The 20,753-nt window shown below is 45.6% G+C and carries 22 protein-coding genes, 1 other RNA gene and 1 pseudogene; 2 read left to right on the top strand and 22 right to left on the bottom strand.

Annotation, left to right across the window (positions count from 1 at the left end; translation table 11 throughout):
* Nucleotides 1–7: 7 nt before the first annotated feature.
* From RZ44_RS04325 to RZ44_RS04255, 17 genes and pseudogenes are all read right to left on the bottom strand, one after another.
* Nucleotides 8–265 (bottom strand): YozE family protein, encoded by a 258-nt coding sequence (locus RZ44_RS04325; protein ID WP_231856253.1) that lies wholly within the window; start codon nt 263–265, stop codon nt 8–10.
* A complete protein-coding gene (gene msrB / locus RZ44_RS04320; RefSeq protein WP_035808875.1) occupies nt 231–665 on the bottom strand; it encodes a peptide-methionine (R)-S-oxide reductase MsrB in 435 nt (144 codons plus the stop codon). Before msrB ends, RZ44_RS04325 begins: the two co-directional genes overlap by 35 nt.
* Complete coding sequence (gene msrA / locus RZ44_RS04315; protein WP_035808874.1) at nt 665–1,186, bottom strand: peptide-methionine (S)-S-oxide reductase MsrA; 522 nt, start codon at nt 1,184–1,186, stop codon at nt 665–667. The genes msrB and msrA overlap by 1 nt, the downstream gene beginning before the upstream one ends.
* Before the next feature lie 13 nt (nt 1,187–1,199).
* Nucleotides 1,200–1,751, bottom strand: coding sequence for a DUF2140 family protein (locus RZ44_RS04310; RefSeq protein ID WP_035808872.1), 552 nt, complete (start codon nt 1,749–1,751; stop codon nt 1,200–1,202).
* A 3-nt stretch (nt 1,752–1,754) separates the two neighbouring features.
* A complete protein-coding gene (locus RZ44_RS04305; protein ID WP_035808871.1) occupies nt 1,755–2,231 on the bottom strand; it encodes a dihydrofolate reductase in 477 nt (158 codons plus the stop codon).
* A 10-nt stretch (nt 2,232–2,241) separates the two neighbouring features.
* Entirely contained in the window at nt 2,242–3,195 is a 954-nt protein-coding gene (locus RZ44_RS04300; RefSeq protein WP_035808869.1) for a thymidylate synthase, read from the bottom strand.
* A 200-nt stretch (nt 3,196–3,395) separates the two neighbouring features.
* Nucleotides 3,396–3,836 (bottom strand): BrxA/BrxB family bacilliredoxin, encoded by a 441-nt coding sequence (locus tag RZ44_RS04295; protein ID WP_035808867.1) that lies wholly within the window; start codon nt 3,834–3,836, stop codon nt 3,396–3,398.
* 1 nt (nt 3,837) lies between these two features.
* A pseudogene (locus RZ44_RS04290) lies at nt 3,838–4,949 on the bottom strand (conserved virulence factor C family protein).
* A gap of 18 nt (nt 4,950–4,967) precedes the next feature.
* Nucleotides 4,968–5,138, bottom strand: a complete 171-nt coding sequence (locus RZ44_RS11140; protein ID WP_074431614.1) for a zinc-finger domain-containing protein — start codon at nt 5,136–5,138, stop codon at nt 4,968–4,970.
* A 42-nt stretch (nt 5,139–5,180) separates the two neighbouring features.
* Complete coding sequence (locus RZ44_RS04285) at nt 5,181–5,588, bottom strand: ribonuclease HI family protein (RefSeq protein WP_035808865.1); 408 nt, start codon at nt 5,586–5,588, stop codon at nt 5,181–5,183.
* Between the two features lie 5 nt (nt 5,589–5,593).
* On the bottom strand, nt 5,594–6,469 hold the full coding sequence (locus RZ44_RS04280) for a 5'-3' exonuclease (protein WP_035808863.1): 876 nt from the start codon (nt 6,467–6,469) through the stop codon (nt 5,594–5,596).
* Nucleotides 6,470–6,485: 16 nt separating this feature from the next.
* Nucleotides 6,486–9,869, bottom strand: a complete 3,384-nt coding sequence (locus RZ44_RS04275) for a dynamin family protein (protein WP_035808862.1) — start codon at nt 9,867–9,869, stop codon at nt 6,486–6,488.
* Entirely contained in the window at nt 9,870–10,994 is a 1,125-nt protein-coding gene (locus tag RZ44_RS04270; RefSeq protein ID WP_035808861.1) for a THUMP domain-containing class I SAM-dependent RNA methyltransferase, read from the bottom strand.
* A gap of 104 nt (nt 10,995–11,098) precedes the next feature.
* An RNA gene (gene rnpB / locus RZ44_RS11135) (RNase P RNA component class B) lies at nt 11,099–11,490 on the bottom strand.
* 56 nt (nt 11,491–11,546) lie between these two features.
* Nucleotides 11,547–11,873 (bottom strand): cell division regulator GpsB, encoded by a 327-nt coding sequence (gpsB, locus tag RZ44_RS04265; RefSeq protein WP_035808860.1) that lies wholly within the window; start codon nt 11,871–11,873, stop codon nt 11,547–11,549.
* A 12-nt stretch (nt 11,874–11,885) separates the two neighbouring features.
* On the bottom strand, nt 11,886–12,425 hold the full coding sequence (locus RZ44_RS04260) for an SLOG family protein (RefSeq protein ID WP_035808858.1): 540 nt from the start codon (nt 12,423–12,425) through the stop codon (nt 11,886–11,888).
* Complete coding sequence (locus tag RZ44_RS04255) at nt 12,422–12,748, bottom strand: DUF1798 family protein (RefSeq protein WP_035808855.1); 327 nt, start codon at nt 12,746–12,748, stop codon at nt 12,422–12,424. The genes RZ44_RS04260 and RZ44_RS04255 overlap by 4 nt, the downstream gene beginning before the upstream one ends.
* Nucleotides 12,749–12,843: 95 nt before the next feature.
* Here RZ44_RS04255 and recU point away from each other — a divergent pair, with 95 nt between their 5' ends.
* Nucleotides 12,844–13,434 (top strand): Holliday junction resolvase RecU, encoded by a 591-nt coding sequence (gene recU, locus RZ44_RS04250; protein WP_035808853.1) that lies wholly within the window; start codon nt 12,844–12,846, stop codon nt 13,432–13,434.
* 11 nt (nt 13,435–13,445) lie between these two features.
* The gene (locus RZ44_RS04245; protein WP_035808851.1) at nt 13,446–15,917 is read left to right on the top strand and encodes a transglycosylase domain-containing protein; all 2,472 of its coding nucleotides are present in this window, start codon (nt 13,446–13,448) and stop codon (nt 15,915–15,917) included.
* 240 nt (nt 15,918–16,157) lie between these two features.
* Here RZ44_RS04245 and RZ44_RS04240 read toward each other — a convergent pair whose 3' ends face one another.
* The 5 genes from RZ44_RS04240 to RZ44_RS04220 form a co-directional block, all read right to left on the bottom strand.
* Complete coding sequence (locus RZ44_RS04240) at nt 16,158–16,796, bottom strand: hypothetical protein (protein WP_035808848.1); 639 nt, start codon at nt 16,794–16,796, stop codon at nt 16,158–16,160.
* A gap of 122 nt (nt 16,797–16,918) precedes the next feature.
* Nucleotides 16,919–17,557: an endonuclease III gene (gene nth / locus RZ44_RS04235; protein ID WP_231856273.1), complete on the bottom strand. Its 639-nt coding sequence runs from the start codon at nt 17,555–17,557 to the stop codon at nt 16,919–16,921.
* A 10-nt stretch (nt 17,558–17,567) separates the two neighbouring features.
* Nucleotides 17,568–18,191, bottom strand: coding sequence for a DnaD domain-containing protein (locus RZ44_RS04230; RefSeq protein WP_035808844.1), 624 nt, complete (start codon nt 18,189–18,191; stop codon nt 17,568–17,570).
* Between the two features lie 57 nt (nt 18,192–18,248).
* On the bottom strand, nt 18,249–19,538 hold the full coding sequence (gene asnS, locus RZ44_RS04225; RefSeq protein ID WP_035808841.1) for an asparagine--tRNA ligase: 1,290 nt from the start codon (nt 19,536–19,538) through the stop codon (nt 18,249–18,251).
* Nucleotides 19,539–19,552: 14 nt separating this feature from the next.
* Nucleotides 19,553–20,737, bottom strand: a complete 1,185-nt coding sequence (locus tag RZ44_RS04220) for a pyridoxal phosphate-dependent aminotransferase (RefSeq protein WP_035808840.1) — start codon at nt 20,735–20,737, stop codon at nt 19,553–19,555.
* Nucleotides 20,738–20,753 lie beyond the last annotated feature (16 nt).

Genomic DNA, 20,753 nt, shown 5'->3' with positions numbered 1-20,753 from the left:
ATCTCCTCTATGATTGTAGCCATTGTTTGTAATTTGAAAAACTTTCATCAAACGTATCTAATGATATATTAAGATAAGGGTTCTTTTCAAGGTAATCCGATATTTCTTCGTAATTATTTGAGTACTTCGGGAAAGACATGTCATCGATGATGTGATTTGCGAGTTCACCGATGTCCGTTTTTGCACCGAGTTCTGTTTTCATATACTGGTAATACGGGCGGTCTTTCATATTACTCGCCTGATTCCAGCAGCTTGACGTATTCACCGTAGCCTTCTTTTTCAAGGTCGCTTTTTGGAATAAAATCAAGTGCTGCAGAGTTGATGCAGTATCTTAAGCCGCCGAGTTCCGTTGGCCCGTCCGGGAAGACGTGGCCGAGGTGGGAGTCCGAAGTTTCACTTCTGACTTCCGTACGGCGCATGCCAAACGACGTGTCCACGTGTTCTGATACATCTTCATCGGACAATGATTTGGCGAAGCTCGGCCAGCCGCATGAAGAATCGAACTTGTCTTTTGAAGTGAACAGCGGCTTGCCGCTCAGCTTATCGACGTAAATCCCTTCCTCGAAGTGTTTCCAGTACTCGTTCTCAAAAGGTGCTTCGGTACCGTCTTCTTTCATTACCTGTCTTTCCAGTTCAGTTAATTCGCTGATATCTTTTCTCGCCATTAATTTTCACCCCATACATGATCTATAAATCCTTTACGTCCGGAGCCTTTATAATATGCGTTGTAATGACCCGGATTCTTTTCGTGGAAATCCTGGTGCTCTTCTTCTGCTTCGTAGAAGTTTTTATACGGCAGTACCGGTGTGTTGATCGGACCGGGGAAGATAGCTGCTTCGTCGAGTTCTTTAATTAAATCGAGCGCTGTCTGATGCTGTGCTTCGTCGTGGTAAAATACGGCCGGCATATACTGCGGTCCGCGGTCACCGAACTGTCCGCCGGTATCCGTCGGATCGAATGTCTTGAAAAATACTTCAAGCAGCTCGCGGTAGCTCATTACTTCTTCGTCGAATTCAATCTGTACAGCTTCTATATGTCCTGTTGTTCCTGTTGATACTTCAGCGTATGTTGGATTCTGCTTATCTCCGTTTGAATAACCTGAAACGATTTTCTTTACGCCGTCCCACTGGTCAAACGGTTTGATTAAACACCAGAAACATCCGCCTGCTAAAGTTGCTGTTGCCATAAATAACTGCCTCCTAGAAATTGTTGTTAACTGAAAAATACCATGCATCGTTTTCATAGTCTATTTTATCGGCTTGAAGTTCCCCGCCGATGTACTGTTCAAACAGCGACATGTCGATAACAATCGCACGCTCTCTTTCGCTCAGCTGAATGCCTTCCGGCAGCTCGATGAGTTTTCTGAGTGCTGTATAAACTGTGTCTTCGCTGAGCGGCAGGCCGGCGAGATTCAGGTCTGTTAAATGAATGACAATGTTATCACCGTTTACGACCGGATTGCCGGAAATGCTTGAGTTAATGGGGAAACCGAGCACCTCCTGCTCGATATCGACATCTATGCCCTCTGTATTTATATTAACAGTAAATTCATCGTACGGTATATTGTCGTTGATGAGTGTTTCAACCGTGCTGTTCGTTAAAATAAACTCCAGTTCATTGGGTTCACCGGACGGATTATTTTCACTTGTCTGTTCGTACGACTGGTTAAGGAATGAAGCGATAATGACGATGACAGCGATATTGATTATGAGCAGCACGAAGAATAAAATCATCCATATATTTTTTGCCATCTGTTAAAGCTCTCTTGTCAGGTGAAGGAAACGATGCGGATAGCGGTTTTTATCGTCTACTGTACCGTCGGTCTCTGCTTTCACCGTCCAGCTGTCAATATCATATTCCGGGAAAAATGTGTCGCCGGCAAACTGTTCGTCGATAACGGTAATATACATCTCATCGACAAGGTGCATGGTCTGGTTGTAAATCGTACTGCCGCCGAAGATAAATACTTTGCCCGGCAGGCCTTTAATGTCGTCGATCGAATGAATGACATCGACACCGTCAGCTGAAAAGCCCCTGTTCGTTGTCAACACGACGTTTCTGCGGTTTGGCAGCGGTCGTCCGAGCGTTTCGTATGTCTTACGCCCCATAACTATCGTATTCCCGGTCGTCAGTTTTTTTAATCCTTTTAAATCGGCCGGCAGGCTCCAGGGCATATCGCCCTTAAAGCCGATAACGTTCTGTTTTGCGTGTGCCACTATTAATGAAACCATTCAATTCCTCCTATACTGCAATCGGTGCTTTGATTGCCGGGTGGGATTCGTAATTTACAATTTCAAAGTCTTCATATTCCAGTTCGAACATCGATTTGTCAGAGTTGATTTTAAGTTCCGGTGCTTTGTAGCTAGAACGTTCCAGCTGAGTATTCACCGCATCGAAGTGGTTGGAGTAAATGTGCGCATCACCGATCGTATGGACAAACTCCCCTGCTTCAAGACCGCATTCGCGTGCAACTAGTGCAAGGAGCAGCGCATAGCTCGCAATGTTAAACGGTATGCCGAGGAAAATATCCCCGCTCCGCTGGTAAAGCTGCAGGCTTAACTTACCGTCGGCAACGTAAAACTGGAACAGCGTATGACACGGCGGCAGCGCCATCGTCTCAATTTCAGCCGGGTTCCATGCGCTTACGATGTGACGTCTTGAGTCCGGACTGTTTTTAATGCCGTCAATCAGGTTTTTAATCTGGTCGATCACTACGCCGTCCGGCCCCTCCCAGTGGCGCCACTGTTTGCCGTAGACATTGCCGAGAGTGCCGTACTTTTTACTGAACTCATCATCGGTCAGTACTTTTTCTTTAAAAGCTTTCATTTCTTTTTTGTACTGTTCGTTAAAATTTTCGTCAGCGAGTGCACGGTGACCGAAGTCCGTCATATCGGGGCCGTTGTAATCCGGTGATTCTGTATATTTCTTGAACGCCCATTCGTTCCATATATTGTTGTTGTATTCGAGCAGGTATTTAATATTCGTATCGCCGCGGAGGAACCATATTAATTCTGTTGCCACGAGTTTAAAAGATACTTTTTTCGTCGTTAGCAGCGGGAATCCCCTGTTTAAATCAAAGCGCATCTGATGTCCGAAGACGGATTTTGTGCCCGTGTTTGTACGGTCTGTTTTCTCCGTGCCTGTATTCATGACACGTTTCATCAGTTCGTGATAGGCGTTATCAAATAAATTCATTCAAATCACCCTTTTCTTTTATTGTGCAGTTCTATATAATTAGTATTAATGAGACGAGAAAAATAATTGTGATCGGAGTGTTCATAATGGAAATTTTATTCACAATCGGTTTAACTTTACTTGCAGGTTACATGATTACAATGTGCATCTATGAGTAATATATACTTATGAAAAAAGGAAAGGGTATTCCCTTTCCTTTTTTATTTTGCACAATATTCGTCAAAATCTGCTTTCAGATCCATCATAATGTCTTCAATATTTCTGTTTTCGATATTTTCACGTGCTGTAAATGCCACAAGTTTATCTCCTTTAAACAGGGCAAATGACGGGCTTGACGGTGCAGCATCGATATATTCACGCATGGCAGCCGTCGCCGGACGTTCCTGTCCCGCAAATACAGTTGCCAGACGGTCCGGCTTCACCGGATTCTGGTTGGTTACTGTGACTGCAGCAGGTCTAGCAAGCCCCGCCGCACAGCCGCAGACGCTGTTGATAACGACAAATGTCGTTTCATCTTCTGTTACATTCTTCATAAAGTCATGCACACCTTCAGGTGTCGTTAACTCTTCAAAGTCGTAATTTGTCAGTTCCTGTCTCATCGGTTCTGCAATTTCTCTCATATATGCCTGATAAGCATCCATGTTATCGCTCCCTGTTCTGCATTTGTTTCCATACGCTGCCGAGTGCATCCTCGCCCTGTTCAATACGGGCAATCGCCATTTCAATCTGCAGTCTGACATCGTACTGCGGATCGTTCTGGTGTGCCTTCAGAACTTCAAGGCTCGACTCATCGCCGGTTTCGTAAATGAACATTGCTGCACGCCAGCGGACGATCGGGCTTTTATCGCCGAGTGCTTTATACATGACGGGCAGGCCTTCTTTAAAGCCGAGGTCGCTGTATGCATCAGCTGCAGTACGTCTGACCGGTATTGCACGGTCTTCCATCGCAGTCTGTAAATAGTTCAGAGTTTCCGGCACTTCAATCATTGCTAAAAGTGTGACAGCCATGCGTCTGACCTGCAGCTTGTCATCTTTTAGTGCGTGCCCTAAGAGCGGATAATCGCTCTCATCCGGCGTGTCGAAGTGATTTAGCATATAGAGGCGTTCTTTCCAGTCCTCTGTATTTTCGAACTCGTCAAACGATACTTTAAAGTACTTCATCGGTGCCGGCTGCACACGGTTTTTCGCTTCTTCGACCATGACTTTGAGCGCATCTTTTGGATACAGTGCTTCGATTTCCTCAATCACTTCCGTGAATACGTCCTCCGGTGTACCGTAACGTGTACTTAATGTTTCCCATTTGCGGTCGAAAATAATATTGTCTTCAGGTAATGTTGCATCCGCAACTGCCGCGGTAAAGCGCGCCGGCAGTTCACGGCGGTGTTCAGTGCCGTCATTCAGCTTGACCTGATAAGGGATTCCCTTAAACATGAGCACCTGAGTGTTCACTTCACCAAAGTTTGACTCAGGTGTCAGTCTTTTTTTGCTTCGCCGCCGTCAGCTTCGTTAAACACTGCTTCAATTTTAGGAATCAGCGTCTCCCAGTCGGTTTTAGTACTCTTGTCCACTGAAATGAAATCCAGTGCGTGGAATACGCTTGTCACGTCGTCCAGTTCAAGTACACGTGCGATGAACTGAGGTGTATCTTCTGTAATTTCCTTATAAGTTGAAGACTTCATTTCCTGTTTTGTTTCACTTACAGTAATTTTCATAGTATTCGGGCTTGGTGTCGGTTCTATTCTTACGATATCCATTGTGGTGCCTCCAGTAGTTTATAATTTGTTGCCGTACATTTTCATCTCGATGCCTACGGAACATTCCGTAATGCAGAATGAATGTGCACTTGATTTCGACCCTTCGGTCCGGTTGACTTCTTTTAACAGGCATCCGCTGCAGTAAGTGCGTTCGAGATGGTTAATTTTATCAAGGACTGTCGTATCCATTATCATACCTCATTACTTAAAATTGCAAAATAGCCAATAGAGCTAATTACTGCTTAAATTTTTGCGTTCTTTGTACAAACGGTCTTTTGCCAGTTTGTCTGCACCCCGGTTATTTTTCCTCGGTGTATGAGTAATTATAAACATATCGAGGGCGTTTGTTAAGGGAAGTACCCTGCTGTAGTATGATTTAAAAATTTTGTTTTTCACGTGTTCTTTATCGAATGTATCGACGATGATTTTTGAGTCTGTATATACGATTACCGATTTAATGCCGAGCTTCTCCGCTTCTTTTAAAGCAAACAGCAGCGTCGCCCACTCCGCTTCATGATTATCCATTTCACCGAGCATGACAGACTCTTCGTAATTAATATCACCGTCTTTAATAATGACCCCGCCGCACGCGAGCTTCGGTGTTAAACTCGCTGCCGCATCGATATATATTTTAGCCATTTACATCACCCTAAATTTAAAGTTGATAAATACTTCTCAGCTACTCTGAGATCGTGATGCTGCAATACATTATTAACGTGATCAATATCGAGACTGTGGGTACTTTTGTCCATCAGGCCGTCGAGCTTAATCGGCACATCCGTAATAATTTTCGCGAGACGCTGTGACATGCGGAGTGATTCCATATCGTTGTTAATCTTCTCCTGCATTTTCGGTGTCAGTGTCCCGAGATTATCCAGAAGCCCTTCGACCGAGCCGTGTGTCTGAATCAGTTTCAATGCGGTTTTCTCCCCGATGCCGGCAACACCTGAATAGCCGTCACTCGCATCGCCCATCAGTGCCTTCACATCGATAAACTGTTCCGGGGTAATGCCGTATTGTTCTAAAAATGCATTAAAGTCATAGTAGTGATATTCCGTATAGCCTTTTTTCGTCAGCCATATGCGGTTTGTCTGATTGATCAGCTGCAGCAGGTCGCGGTCGCCGCTCACGATCGTCAGGTTGTCCACGTGCTGTGCGACTGTCCCGATGACATCGTCCGCTTCATAGCCGGCAATCCCGTCCTGGTAAAAGCCGATATCGTGCATGACATCTTTTATCATGTCGAACTGCGGCACCATTTCTTCCGGCGGTGCCACGCGGTTCGCTTTGTATCCTTCGTACCATTCGTTTCTGACAGACTTTGAACCCATATCCCATGCAATGATCACATTGTCCGGTTTTGTCAGTTCAAGCAGTTTGAACGTATGTCTCAGCATACCCTGGACACCGTTCGTCGGAAGGTCCTTACTGTTATACATAAACTGATTGCGGAAACTCGTCGCATAAAAGTGTCTGAACAAGAGGGCCATGCCGTCTATTATTAAAGTGTGCTGTGTCAAAACGTTCCCTCCATTATTATATAGCGATGTCCTGCACTGCTTTTAACAGTGCGGCATCTTCGTCGTAGTCCGTGCGTGATATTTCCTTCGGTTCTTCTTTCAGCGCCTCTGTAATATCTTGACGGTCTTCTTTCAGTTCGTCATCAAGCAGCGCCGTATAATTTTCGGCAAGCTCTTCCATCTGTCCTTTTAATTCACTCTGATCGATTGACCCGACCAGTGTTTCTGAAAGCTCGAGCAGTGTGTCTCTGTACTGCTGGGTTTTGCTCCGGTTCTGGTACAGCATCTTATCAAACGGTTTAAGCACTTCTTCGTCTATATGCACTTTCGGCTCCGGAGCTTTTACACTCGTCACCGACAGTGTCCCCGGTGTGCCCGACAATGCCAGACGTTCGTTAAACTGTGTAATCATCTGCAGCGTTTTCTGGTCCGCCTGACGGTATACCGCATTAAAGGCAATGCTTGTCTCCAGTGTCAGGAAGTCTTCAATATTACGTACTATAATCGGCAGGCTGTTCTTTATATAGTGCTTTTCGCTCATCTGCGACACTGTTAACAGTCCTTTTAAGTGATCGTACAATTGCAGCTCGAGACGTTTTTTCAAATACGTCAGTATAATATCGATTTCCTGTTTCAGCGGTTCGTTAATGCTTTCTGCTTTAATGCCGTTTATATCCTGAAGGAGGCTTCTTCTTAACTCAAGCAGCTTCTCACGCTCTTCCCCGTTATCTTCGAACTGGCGGATATTGCTCTTTAGTGTATTGATCAGCTGCAGGCGTGTTTCCTCTAATGTCTTATACTGTACATTCCCCGACTGACGGTCTGCAATCGTCATTATTTCCTGCTGCGCCGTATTGAAGTATTCGTCGCCTTCATCCAGCGCACGCTTACTTGATACCGGGTACAGGACATGTTTAATGTGCATCGTGTTTAATGCATTGCGCATATAATCCATTACCTTCTCTTTATCCGCTTCAGACTTCATTAAGTCCACCGCGTTGATGATAAAGATGATCGGGAAGTCTTTCCCTTTAAGCGACTGGATATACTGAAGGAATGTCTCATCGGAACGCGAGAACACGTGGTTATAGTACGACACGTAAATAATCATATCGCTCTCTGTAATAATGTCTCTCGTCTCCGATGTATGCCGTGCGTTAATCGAGTTGATTCCCGGTGAATCGACAAGCGTATAAGACTCTGTCATGTCATTATCGAGTGACACGTTCGCCTTATGAATAAACGTCGAGTCTTTGTCATTGCTGATTTTACCGATTAACTCATCCGTACCGATGCTGACCGTCCGGCCGAGCTCATCTTTGTACTTGTCGTAGTTGTCCTGTATACCGGCAAGAAGCGGTTTATATGTCTCGTCCACTTTTGCGATGTTCTTACCGATCCATTTCTTATAGCCGGCCGCTGTGTCATGTGTTTCCCCGGAGAGCGTCTTCAGCGTTTCCGTTAAATCCGCTTCATCCTTATAGACGACAGTACTCGTTTCATCATTGTTGATTTCAGTAATCGTCGCCGTCGTCGGATTGGGACTCGTCGTTAGGTACTTATCCCCCATCAGCGCGTTAATGAATGTCGTCTTCCCGGCACTGAAACCGCCGAACACACTGATGTTCGCCTTGCCGTTATCTATACGCGTGAGCTTATCGTTAATCAGGCGTTTGTAATCGGCGTAGCGCGGTGACTCACCGAGCAGGTTCACCAGAGTTCTGAACGGCGATAAATTCATGGCTTCATCGTTGTTAACGATAAATTCGTTATGTCTACTTTCTGCCGGCTCAACGTGATTGTCCTCATCTGCCTCTAAAGTAATCTCTTCCAGCAGATTAAGCTTATCGATTTCGTCATCCATGTGAATATAGAAGTGACGGTAGTTCTGTGTATCGAGCGATTCGATGAGTTCCAACAGCTCTTTAGCTTTAACGTAGAGCGCCTTCTCTGTACTGAGCGTCGTCTGTGCTTTCACTTCCCCCGTATCTTCCGGTGTCAGCTTACTCATATGACGTACGCTCATATCCGATACTGCTTTAGTCAGCGTTGACTTCAGCTTGTCGAAGTAGTTCGTAATATAAGTCTGGTTCAGTGAAGTGATTTTCTCTTCGCCGAGGAACGCATTATCCCATTCAAATTTAAACGGTTCGCCGATCAGGCCGAGCGACTGAAAGAAGCTGTTGATGTTTGCGTTAATCTCCGTATGTATGACAGGCTGGATGGCATTGTCCACCTCATTTAGTGCGTCCTCGAACATCGCTGCTTCTTTTTTCTTTCTGCCGAACAGTCCGCCTGCTTTCTTCTCCCCTGCCATAATCTTTAAATATTCCGTAATCGCATCTTTGACCTGGTGCGGGAATAAGTAGCTGTCTTTTACGAGTTTCTTCACGGATTCCTTCACATGTGTTTTCAGTTCGTCTTCGTCGCTTCTTATCGCATTGATCTCCGCTTTGTTAATTTCCCCGTTTAAATAGTCGATGCGCTCTTTCGCCCGTTCGATTGTCAGAGTGTTATCGAGCTGCAGCTCGCCTGTCAGGGTCTCGAGTTCACCGCGCAGGTATTCGAGCTGTTTATCTTCTATATTTTTCGTAATACGTGCATCGTATGACAGCTGGAGTGCATCACGGCTGTTTTCTTTTTGTCCGATAAACGCCTTCAGCTCGTCGATACGGTTGTACGGTGACTCATAAATCGATGTCGTAAATAATTCCTCCGGTTCAATGTTCCAGTTTGAGAGCGTGCGTTTTACGCGGTTCAGGAACGTGTCCATCGAAATTTCACGGTCGTCGTGCTTATCGATCTGGTTGATAATCAGCACGAGCGGAATATCGAGTTCTGCAATTTCTTTTAACAGCGTTAAGTTATGCTCGCTCTCCACGTGGTTGTATTCCACCGTAAAGAAAATCAGATCGCTGTTCAGTAAAAAGCGGTTGGCGGATTCTTCGTGGCTGTCCGTATTGGAGTCCACACCCGGCGTATCCTGAAAGACCGTATTGTTTTGATAGTCCGGCGATTTAATGTCCATCGTAATCGCCTGGATATCCATATCCTTTGTATTGAGTGATTTCAACTCGTCGTAATTATCGAGCACCGCGTACTGGTACTGGTTGATAAACGCCTGAATCCCTTTTTTGTCACCGATCTGCACCGACACGGTGTTGCTCGTCGTCGGTACCGGTGATGACGGCAGGATGTCCTGATTTAACAAATAGTTGATCAGGCTCGATTTCCCCGCCGAATAATGGCCGATAAAAGAAAATACCAGCTGTTCGTTGTACGTTTTCTGAATGGCATGGTCAATCTGTGATACGAGTGTATCGTTATCGGATTTAAGAATTTCTTTTTTTAATTTATACAGCGTATTAAGCGTCTGTCTGTTTTCCCCTTGAGATGACAACTATTCTTTCACTCCCCAGTATTGGTAGAACGTCGTTTCGATATAGCCGTTAAACAGCTTTCTGCGTTTCGTAGCTTTTTTGCCGACGATTTCCTCAAACTCTTTATTCGATGTCATTAAATACACGTTCAGTGTCGGGTTATCTTCCATCAGCTGTCCGATTTTACCGTACATTGATTCGACTGCTTTCGCTTCACCGATACGTTCACCGTATGGCGGGTTCGTGACAATCTGTGCATTTTTGTCGATATCGTTTAAGTCGTGCACATCGAGCGTGCTGAATTCGATATCCGCATCAAGCCCGACTTCCTCCGCATTTTTAAGTGCGATGTCGATCATGTCATGCTGGATATCCGTCGCGTAAATTTTAACTTCCTTATCGTAATCCGCTTCGTTCTCACACTGTGTACGGACTTCCGTCCATAATTCTTCCGGAATAATATCCCATGATTCACTGTCGAATGAACGGTTTGAACCCGGAGCGATATTACGGGCAATCATCGCCGCTTCCAGTGCAATCGTGCCGGATCCCGTGAACGGATCATACAGCGTATTGTCGCCTGTATAGTTCGCAAGCTTCAGCATCGAGGCCGCCAGTGTTTCCTTAATCGGTGCATCCCCCTGTGCGAGGCGGTAGCCGCGTTTGTGGAGTGCGTCGCCGCTCGTGTCCACAGTGAGCACTGCTCTGTCTTTTAAAATGTTAATATCGATTTTGTAGCGGGGGCCGTCTTCAGGCAGTTTCCCCGTCATGCTGAAGGCATCTTTTAAATGTTCGACGATGGCCTTTTTCGTAATGCGCTGCACGTCAGGCACGCTGTACAGTGTCGATTTGTGGGAGCGTCCTGTTACCGGGAACTCTGCATTCGGTCCGAGAATATCAGACAGCGGCAATGCTTTCACCGCTTCAAACAGCTCGTCGAACGTTTTGACTGTGAAGTCGCCGAGGACGATTCTGATACGGTCAACTGTACGGAGTTTCAAGTTAGTTTCCACGATTGTGCGTTCGTCACCTTCGAAGTAGACGCGGCCGTTTTCAAGTGTCGTGTCCAGGCCGAGCGATTTGATTTCATCCGATACGACACGTTCAAGTCCCATCGGTGTGTTGACTATAAATTTAAAGTTCATAAGTAAGAAGCTCCTAAAGTTTGATTTGTTCCTATTATAGTATGAATATATACATAAAAAAAGGCTCTCCATCAAAGTGGAGAGCCTTTTGTCTAGTCCGGTTTCTCTATAAGCCATGTTCTGTCCCGCTGTGCTGCTGACGTGCACTAGTATACACTCGCACATTGGTGATAATCATCTGTCTATATTAAATGAATAATATCTCTCCGCCAGTTGAATTTCTGTTGGAAAGTGCTCCTACCTAATTTGGATTGCTCACTCGAGGGGTTTACCGCGTTCCATCTTCATCATTTCTTCAGAAGCTCGTTTCTGTGGCACTTTTAAAGCTACTCTACTCATATGCGTAAGCACTTAGAATATTTCGCAGCCGTCAAGATATAAAATATCATTGCCCAGACTTATTGTTTCGTCTGGCACGAACACTACAGTCATCTCAGACTGTGTGAGCATGGACTTTCCTCTATGCAGTCATGCTGCATAGCGATTATCCGAGTTACCGTTCTGTTTTATTTTAAAATACTTTTAAAATACGTTATGAAATCTCATGCTGTATTACTGCTTCTTTGCACTGCCGAAAACCTGCTTCTCGAGACTGGACAGACGTTTTAAAATGTCTATCTGCTGGCTCTGTCCGCTGCCGCCCTGTGTGCGTGTGTTCGTCGCGACACGGATACGGAGATCTTCAACTTCCTTTTTTAAACGTGCATTTTCTTCTTCAAGCTTTTTAATGTTGTTGTTCATGTCTGCCATCTTCTGATAATCACTGATAACATCGTCAAGAAAACTATCTACTTCTATCGGTTTAAAACCTCTTAGTGATTTTTCGAATTCCTTTTCGAATATATCTTTTGCAGACAGCTTAAGCGTATAGTCACTCATACCTTACACCTCTTAACTATCATATCTGTCATTAATGAAATCATTAATATCATCAAATTGTATTCTTTCAATATTATAATGACTTTTCTCACTTAATTCAAGCATTAGACTGTATATATATTTTAAATTTGTTTCCGTCTCGCTGTCGTAGACGATCAGCCCGTAGTCGGTATTCGCAGTGACGAACCGGTTAATCGCCTTAAACATTCCCGGATCGCTGTACTCCCTTTCAAATATAAACTGATGAAAGTCGGCATGTGCGAGTATATTGTTTAAGTTGATTTTATCGGACTCGTTATACCGGTCATCAAAATTATGGAACGGTTTTAAGACGCCGAGCTTAATATCGTACTCCTCTTTCAGGTCGATAATTTCATTCGCCGCATACAGTTCTATGCCCGTATAGCCCTGGATGATAAACCACTCCGCCCCCTCTTCAGCGAGACTGATTATCCGCTGACGCAGGAAATCGCGGAGCACTTTAACTTCAGGCTGTGAGTCTTTAAAGATGCCGAGCTCGTAATGACGGTATCCTGTAATGAATACTCTCACAAGAGGCCCTCCTCACCGGCATGATTCACCCACATATTAATATATTTGTATTTTTCATGATACAATTTTAAACTGAAGCGGGAGATGTGGCAGCTCATTAACAGCTCCATCAGCTCATCGCTCATGACTTCCCTGATTGTTTCGGTCAGCCGGTCATCGGTCGGAATGTGCTGCAGCTGATCTGCGAGCACTTTATATTTATTTAAAAAAGGTTCGATTTCAGTTGTAAAATCAAACGTATAGCCGGCTCTTGCCTGTTCATAGCGCCGCTGAATTTCCTCGAGCATTTCGCGGTAATCGCTGTACGATGCATTTCTTGACAATTTTGACACACCACCTATAATAATGAAATGTTAATCAGACTCTAATTAATATATAATAATAAGTATATATAATAAAAGTTTGGAGTGCTAATTTAATGAAGTACCCGCAGGGCGTCAAAAAAAACCAGGTAACGTCAAAACAGGCCGGCAGGGAAATTAATTACGGCCAGCGCGGCATGACACTGGAGAAAGATCTCGATAAGACAAATCAGTTTTATCTGGATACAAAACGGGCAATTATTCATAAGAAGCCCACTCCGGTACAGATTGTCAACGTCGATTACCCGTCACGGAAAAAAGCTAAAATTACGGAAGCATACTTTAAAGTGCCGTCAACAAGTGACTATAATGGATTATATAAAGGCAGATACATCGATTTTGAGGCGAAAGAAACACGGAACAAAACACGCTTCCCTTTTATAAACATTCATGCCCATCAGGTCGAACATATGCGTGCCTGTCATAATCACGGCGGCATTGTGTTTATCATCGTTAAGTTTACCGTTCACGATGAAGTCTACCTTTATCCGTTTGAACATTTCATTAAACACTGGGACGATTTTTTGGGCAGCGGCAGAAAGTCCATTCCTTATACCGACATTAAACGGGAGAGTATTTTACTACCAATCAAATACAATCCGCGTTATGATTATTTAGCTGCAGTTGACGAATTTTATTTTGAATAGGGAGAATATATATGGAATCAAATTTTAAAAGGAGTAAACAGCAGGGTAAGAAATCCGGGCAGAACAAGCAGCCGGCATCCAAATCATCGATTATTAAAAAAGTGTTTTTATATGGTGCACTGCTTGCGCTGATCGTTCTTGTTATCGGTGCTGTGCTGTTTGCGTATTACGCATCACAGGCACCGGCCTTCAGCGATGAAAAGCTGAAAGACCCTGTTCCCGCTGAAATTTACGACAATAACGACGAACTCGTGACCACCCTCTTCCAGGGGCAGAAACGCGAGTATGTAAGCATTGAAGACGTACCTGAACAGGTGTCGGACGCGGTGCTTGCAATTGAAGATGACCGCTTTTACGACCACGGTGCGATTGACTTCTTCCGCCTCGGCGGTGCAGTCATCAGCAACTTTACGGACGGTTTCGCCTCACAGGGTGCGAGTACGATTACCCAGCAGGTTGTAAAACGTGCATTCCTGACAGAAGAACAGACGCTCGAGCGTAAGGCGCAGGAAGCCTACCTCTCGTACCGTCTCGAGCAGGAGTATTCGAAAGATGACATTCTTGAAATGTATCTGAACAAAATTTACTACTCCGACGGTATTTACGGTATCAGAACAGCAAGTCTTTACTACTTTGATAAAGAACTCAGAGAGCTGAACATCGCAGAAAGCGCATATCTTGCAGGGCTGTCGAATCTGCCGAACGTCTACAACTTATATGTGGATGCCGAAGCGGGTAAAAACCGTACGAATACGGTACTTTATCAGATGCTGAACCACGGCAGAATTACACAGGAAGAATACGACGAAGCGGTTCAGATCGATATTACGGACAACCTCGTCCAGCGCGATGAAAAGGAACGTGCATCGACAGAACAGGAAGACCCGGAATACGCTTCATACATTAACTATATTAAACGCGAACTTCAGCAGCACGATGAATTCCGTAACAGAGATGTTTCGGAAGTATTATCAAGCGGCATTCAGATTTATACGAATATGGATTCAGGTATCCAGTCATATCTTCAAAACATGACGAACAACCGTAACTACTACTACAATGATAAATTCAAGAGCGATGACTTTAATATCGCTTCGACAATACTCGATACGACTTCAGGCGGACTGATTGCAATTTCAGGCGGCCGTGACTATCAGGAAGTTGTCGACCAGAACCTGTCACTCGTGCAGCATAACGTCGGTTCGACGATGAAGCCGTTTTTAGCTTACGGACCGGCCATCGAACACATGGAATGGGCAACGAATCACCGAATACAGGATGAGCAGTCATACAATCCGAAAGACAGCCCGAACAATACAGTGTACAACTACGATAACCAGGGCCACGGCAACGTGACGATGAGAGATGCACTCCGTCAGAGCTTTAACGTTCCTGCAGTCAAGGCATTTGAGCAGGTTCAGGAAGAAGCGGGACGCAATGCACCGGAAGAATTCGCACGTAATGTCGGCCTCGATTATTCGACTAAGAACGAAGGCGAATATACAGTGTCGTTTAACGATGTACTCGGCGGCGGCGAATCACGCTTCAGTCCGCTGCAGATGGCGCAGGCATACGCGACACTCGGCAACAACGGTGAATTCAATGAAGCGCAGTCTATCCGCTACATCGTTACTTCAGAAGGCGAAAAAATTGAATTCGAGAATGAATCGACGAAAGCAATGGAAGATTCTACAGCATTCATGCTGACAGATATGCTTAAAGACACATTCGCCAATCAGGGAAGCGCCGACTACATTCAGATGAACGGGCTGAACATTGCAGCGAAGACAGGAACAACATCACTTGATACGAGCATACTTGAAAAGAACAACCTGCCGAACAACAGTGCAAAAGACGCGTGGATCGTCGGCTATACACCAGAATATACGATGAGTGTATGGACAGGATTCGACAACGCATCTGCAGGCTACTCCGAAGATAAACTGTTCGTCGGCACAGACGAACACATTACACCGCAATGGTTCTTCAGAGATATTATGCAGTACATCAGCACATTCAACGGCCAGGACTTCGAACAGCCGGACAGCGTTGAACAGATCAACGGCAACGAATTCGCTGTTGCCGGCGGCGGCTTCTGGAACAACGGCGGCAGCAATAATAACAGTAACAATAGTGAGAACAACAGCAATAACAATTCAAACAGCGACAGTAACGCCGGTTCAACAGGCGGCGCCTGGAGCTGGGAATACAACGAAGACGGTGAAATAGAAACACAGGGTGACGTTCCTGAAGGCGAACTGCCTGAAGGCGCCGAACTCGCAGAACCTGAAGGTGGCGGCAGTGAAAGTGAAGATGCCGGCAGTGAAAGTGAAGATGCCGGCAGTGACGGTGATGGCGGGGGTAATGGCGGGAGCGACGACCCTGCACCGGAAGACGAGAGCGGCGGAGATGAATCAACATCATCAGAGCCGGAAAGTCCGGGCTCCGCAGCTGATGAAGATCAGTCCGCAGACGAAGAATAATATTTATATATGAATGAGAGGAACACCCCCGTTTGGGGGTGTTTTTGTTTTGGCATTTTGCGGGTGTCCCGGGACTCTGATTGTCTTTTTTGAGATTGTGAGCTGATGTGGCTTGTGGTGGAGGTTATGCTTCTGTTGGAATGGTTGGTATAACATAACGGGGTTAATGGATCATGTGCCCTGCCTTCTTGTTAATGATATGTACAAGATGAAAGGATTGAGGGGTTTCTCTTGTGAGAATTAGCTGTTTTTGGTGATAAGTCTTGAGAGAAGCCTCCACTTATCACCGTTTAAGCCGTTTTTGGTGATAAGTCCCGAGAAAAGCGTCCACTTATCACCGTTTAACCCGTTTTTGGTGATAAGTCCCGAGAAAAGCCTCCACTTATCACCGTTTAAGCCGTTTTTGGTGATAAGTCCCGAGAAAAGCCTCCACTTATCACCGTTTAAGCCGTTTTTGGTGATAAGTCCCGAGAAAAGCCTCCACTTATCACCGTTTAAGCCGTTTTTGGTGATAAGTGCCAAGAAAAGCGTCCACTTATCACCGTTTAAGCCATTTTTGGTGATTAGTCCCAAGAAAAGCGTCCACTTATCACCGTTTAACCCGTTTTTGGTGATAAGTCCCGAGAAAAGCCTCCACTTATCACCGTTTAAGCCGTTTTTGGTGATAAGTCCCCAGAAATTCGTCCACTTATCACCGTTTAAGCCGTTTTTGGTGATAAGTCCCGAGAAAAGCGTCCACTTATCACCGTTTAAGCCGTTTTCGGTGATAAGTGCCAAGAAAAGCGTCCACTTATCACCGTTTAAGCCATTTTTGGTGATAAGTCCCGAGAAAAGCCTCGACTTATCACCGTTTAACCCGCATCTGGTGATAAGTTCCAAGAAATACCCTCACTTATCACCGACTAACCCGCACTCGTGATAAGTCCGGTCTTTTTATCAAAGTTATCATCACCCGCAACAAAAAAACGCACTCCCCGAAGGGAGTGCGGCCACCAAACTTCTTAATTTTTAACGAGTCCCTGCCTCAAGCGTTTTTGTCCTTCGCGGCACTCGGCGAGCAGCGGACATTCGTGACATTTCGGGTTGCGCGCCAGGCAGTGATAGCGTCCGAAGAAGATCAGCTGATGGTGTGTTTTACTCCAGCGTTTGTCCGGAATTTTTCGCATCAGTGTTTCTTCGACCTGCAGCGGCGAGTCTTTGTACCGGGCGATACCGAGTCGCTTCGATATGCGTTCAACGTGCGTATCGACTGCGATTCGCGGCGTATCAAATGCCACAGAGAGCACAACGTTCGCAGTTTTCCGCCCGACTCCGGCAAGTGATACGAGGTCATCGTAGTTCCCCGGGATTTCGCCGTTGTATTTATCGATTAAATCACGGCACAGCTTTTGTATATTTTTCGCTTTCGTCCGGTAGAGTCCAATTGTTTTAATGTACTTTTCAATCTCAGCAACGTCCACAGCCAGATAGTCTTCCGGCGTTTTAAATCTCTTAAATAGACCTTCTGTCACCCTGTTCACCCCGACGTCTGTCGTCTGTGCACTCAGCAGCACAGCAATTGTCAGTTCAAACGGGTTTGTGTAGTTGAGTTCGGCTTCGGCATCCGGAAACATTTCCGCGATGACGTCGATAAACTCCATCGTTTTTTTCTTACTTGTTGTCAAGTCGGCTACCTCCATCCAGCCATGATATGACAGGCAGGCCTGTCCCTTTCACCGGCTCGCTTTTCGATGTGCTGCTCAAAATACGTTCCACGTACTGCAGCGATGTAATGTTACTTTTATACGCGATGTCCACCGCGTCCTGAATCTGCTCCGGCTGATAGTTCGAATCGTTCATCCAGCTGTTCAGGCGCTGGTATTCATTCGGACTGATTGCCCGTCCGTACAGCTGTTCGATGTATTCAAACAGTTCGCGCAGTGACGTATCGTCTTTCACCGGCGCTTTTTCTTCCAGCATGATAAAGTCCTCGAGTTTCGCATAAAGCGGATCAAAATTATACGTTTCGGTATACTTGCCGTCAATTTCATGCGTGTCGAGCTCCATCAGGCGCTCTTTAATCAGCGACTGAATAATGTGCGTCAGTTCGCTTTCATTTAATGTTGTTCCGCTCAGCAATTCGCTGAAATCAAGCGGCGTGTTGTACGTGCGGTGACGTTCCAGCAGCTTGATTAAAATAATGACGCCGCGTTCATCGAGTCCGATTGCCGCGTAATTATCCAGCAGAATTTTATTGACCGGAACGGTAATGTATTTTAAATAATCGTTAACCATATTTTTCCCTCCAACAGCAGAATGGAGACATTAGGGAACCTAACATCTCCATTGTTTTTATGGGTATAAACGATTTAATAATCTTGGGAACGGTGCAGTTTCTCTCACGTGCTGAACGCCTGAGAACCATGCAACGGCACGTTCAAGTCCCAGTCCGAATCCCGAGTGAGGCACACTTCCGTATTTACGGAGGTCAAGGTACCACTCGTAAGCATCGACGTTAAGTCCCGACTCAATAATTCGCTCTTTAAGCTCGTCGTAGTCGGAAATACGCTCACTGCCCCCGATGATTTCACCGTAGCCTTCAGGTGCAATTAAATCGGCACACAGCACTGTACGCGGATCTTCCGGGTTAGTGCTCATGTAGAATGATTTGATTTCCTTCGGATAGTTGACGATAAATACCGGTTTGTCGAAGCTGTTTGCGATTTCAGTCTCGTGCGGAGAACCGAAGTCGTCGCCCCACTGGATATCGTCGAATCCTTTTTCGTGCAGCAGCTCGATTGCGTCCGTGTATGAAATACGCGGGAACGGTGCTTTAATATTTTCTAAAACTGTCGTGTCGCGTCCCAGCGCCTCGAGGTCGAGTTTACAGTGCTCGAGTACATTTTTCGCAAGGTACTCAACGTACTGCTCCTGGACTACAAGGCTGTCTTCGTGGTTATAAAATGCCATTTCCGGCTCGATCATCCAGAACTCGATTAAATGACGGCGTGTTTTTGACTTCTCTGCGCGGAATGTCGGTCCGAATGTAAATACTTTTCCGTGTGCCATTGCACCGGCTTCAGCGTACAGCTGACCGCTTTGAGACAGATAGGCATCTTCGTCGAAGTATTTAGTGTGGAATAACTCCGTCGTACCTTCCGGTGAACTGCTCGTTAAAATCGGTGAATCAATTTTCTTAAAGCCGTTCTCGAAGTAAAAGTCATACGTGCTCTTAATAATCTGGTTTCTGATGTTCATAACAGCATGCTGTTTTCTTGAACGGAGCCATAGATGTCTGTTATCAAGCAGGAATTCAGGTCCGTGTTCTTTCGGTGTGATCGGATATCCTTCGGCACTCTGGATAATTTCAATGCCTGAAACTTCCATTTCGTAGCCGAATGAAGAACGCTCGTCTTCTTTAATCATTCCTGTCACGTACATCGACGTTTCCTGATTCAGCCCCTTCGCAACGTTGAAGAGTTCTTCGTCGTTTGCTTTAACAACGACACCCTGCATAAAGCCTGTGCCGTCGCGTAGCTGAAGGAACTGCAGTTTACCGCTGCCGCGTTTTTGCAGCAGCCAGCTGCCGATTGTTACTTCCTGTCCAACATATTGTGGTGCCTGGTTAATAGTGATTTTCATAACTTAATACATCCTTAGATTTTAGTTTTTTCTTCGATAAATTCCTTGATGCGGCGAAGCGCATCGTTAAATGTTTCTTCGTTCAGCGAGTAGCTGATACGGGCGTATTCCGGAGTACCGAAGCCCGAGCCCGGAACGAATGCCACATGCTTTTCGCGGAGGACATCTTTAACAAAGTCGTCCACTGTATTGTAGCCGCATTTTTCTGCCACGGTCTGCATGTACGGGAACAGGTAAAATGCGCCTTCCGGTTTAACGCATGTGACATGCGGCAGTTCCATAATTTTTTCATATGCGTTGTCGCGGCGTGCTTCAAAGATGGCGCGGTACTTTTCAGCAGATTCCGGTGCCATATCGTATGCTGCGATTGCACCGTACTGCGCCGGTTCTGCAACGCTTGTTGTAGACTGCGATGTCAGTGACGAGAGCGCGGAGATAAGCTCTTTGTCACCGCAGGCATAGCCGACTCTCCAGCCTGTCATTGCATGTGACTTGCTGACGCCGTTGACGATGATTGTCTGCGCCTTGATTTTATCATTTAATGACGCGATGGATACTTGCGGCTCACCGTATGTAAGCACTTCGTAAATCTCATCGACGACGATAATTATATCAGTATCTGCAAGAACATCGGCAAGTGCCTGAAGTTCCTCTTTCGTATAGACAGATCCCGTTGGATTGTTCGGAGTATTTAAGACGAGCATTTTCGTTTTTTCTGTAATATGCGCTTTCAGAAGTTCGGGTGTCAGTTTAAACTGATTGTCTACCGAAGTGACCGCCGTAACCGGCTCGCCGCCGACAATTTTAACCTGTTCGGTGTAGCTGACCCAGTACGGTGCGGGTACGATGACCTCATCGCCTTCGTCAAGCGTTGCCATGAAGATGTTATACAGAACCTGTTTTGCGCCGTTGCCGACGTAAACTTCGTTCGCTGCATATTCCAGGTTGTTGTCGCGCTTCATTTTACGGGCGATTGCTTCGCGTAATTCAGGGAGTCCGGCAGATGCTGTATATTTAGTATGGCCTGCTTTTGCAGCTTCGTACACAGCTTCGATAATCTCATCCGGGGTGTTAAAATCCGGTTCGCCTGCCGACAGGCTGATTACATCGACGCCTTCAGCTTTTAATTGTCTTGCAGTATTAGTGATTTCTATCGTTTGGCTGGGTGTGATTGACTTTACCTTTTTTGATAATTCCATGCTGCAGTCTCCTAAC

The organism is Jeotgalicoccus saudimassiliensis, from assembly GCF_000756715.1.
Lineage (GTDB): Bacteria > Bacillota > Bacilli > Staphylococcales > Salinicoccaceae > Jeotgalicoccus > Jeotgalicoccus saudimassiliensis.
Note: the sequence above shows the minus strand (reverse complement) of the source record. Positions and strands in the feature narration are given on the sequence as shown.

What these genes read in the sequence shown, in the direction of transcription:
- RZ44_RS11140 (WP_074431614.1), bottom strand. Translation starts at nt 5,138, where the DNA reads ATGGATACGACAGTCCTTGATAAAATTAACCATCTCGAACGCACTTAC.
- RZ44_RS04230 (WP_035808844.1), bottom strand. Translation starts at nt 18,191, where the DNA reads ATGGTTAACGATTATTTAAAATACATTACCGTTCCGGTCAATAAAATT.
- RZ44_RS04220 (WP_035808840.1), bottom strand. Translation starts at nt 20,737, where the DNA reads ATGGAATTATCAAAAAAGGTAAAGTCAATCACACCCAGCCAAACGATA.
- asnS (WP_035808841.1), bottom strand. Translation starts at nt 19,538, where the DNA reads ATGAAAATCACTATTAACCAGGCACCACAATATGTTGGACAGGAAGTA.
- recU (WP_035808853.1), top strand. Translation starts at nt 12,844, where the DNA reads ATGAAGTACCCGCAGGGCGTCAAAAAAAACCAGGTAACGTCAAAACAG.
- RZ44_RS04300 (WP_035808869.1), bottom strand. Translation starts at nt 3,195, where the DNA reads ATGAATTTATTTGATAACGCCTATCACGAACTGATGAAACGTGTCATG.
- nth (WP_231856273.1), bottom strand. Translation starts at nt 17,557, where the DNA reads ATGGAGTTTATCGACGTCATCGCGGAAATGTTTCCGGATGCCGAAGCC.
- RZ44_RS04295 (WP_035808867.1), bottom strand. Translation starts at nt 3,836, where the DNA reads ATGGATGCTTATCAGGCATATATGAGAGAAATTGCAGAACCGATGAGA.
- RZ44_RS04245 (WP_035808851.1), top strand. Translation starts at nt 13,446, where the DNA reads ATGGAATCAAATTTTAAAAGGAGTAAACAGCAGGGTAAGAAATCCGGG.
- gpsB (WP_035808860.1), bottom strand. Translation starts at nt 11,873, where the DNA reads ATGAGTGACTATACGCTTAAGCTGTCTGCAAAAGATATATTCGAAAAG.
- RZ44_RS04270 (WP_035808861.1), bottom strand. Translation starts at nt 10,994, where the DNA reads ATGAACTTTAAATTTATAGTCAACACACCGATGGGACTTGAACGTGTC.
- RZ44_RS04285 (WP_035808865.1), bottom strand. Translation starts at nt 5,588, where the DNA reads ATGGCTAAAATATATATCGATGCGGCAGCGAGTTTAACACCGAAGCTC.
- RZ44_RS04310 (WP_035808872.1), bottom strand. Translation starts at nt 1,751, where the DNA reads ATGGCAAAAAATATATGGATGATTTTATTCTTCGTGCTGCTCATAATC.
- RZ44_RS04305 (WP_035808871.1), bottom strand. Translation starts at nt 2,231, where the DNA reads ATGGTTTCATTAATAGTGGCACACGCAAAACAGAACGTTATCGGCTTT.
- msrB (WP_035808875.1), bottom strand. Translation starts at nt 665, where the DNA reads ATGGCGAGAAAAGATATCAGCGAATTAACTGAACTGGAAAGACAGGTA.
- msrA (WP_035808874.1), bottom strand. Translation starts at nt 1,186, where the DNA reads ATGGCAACAGCAACTTTAGCAGGCGGATGTTTCTGGTGTTTAATCAAA.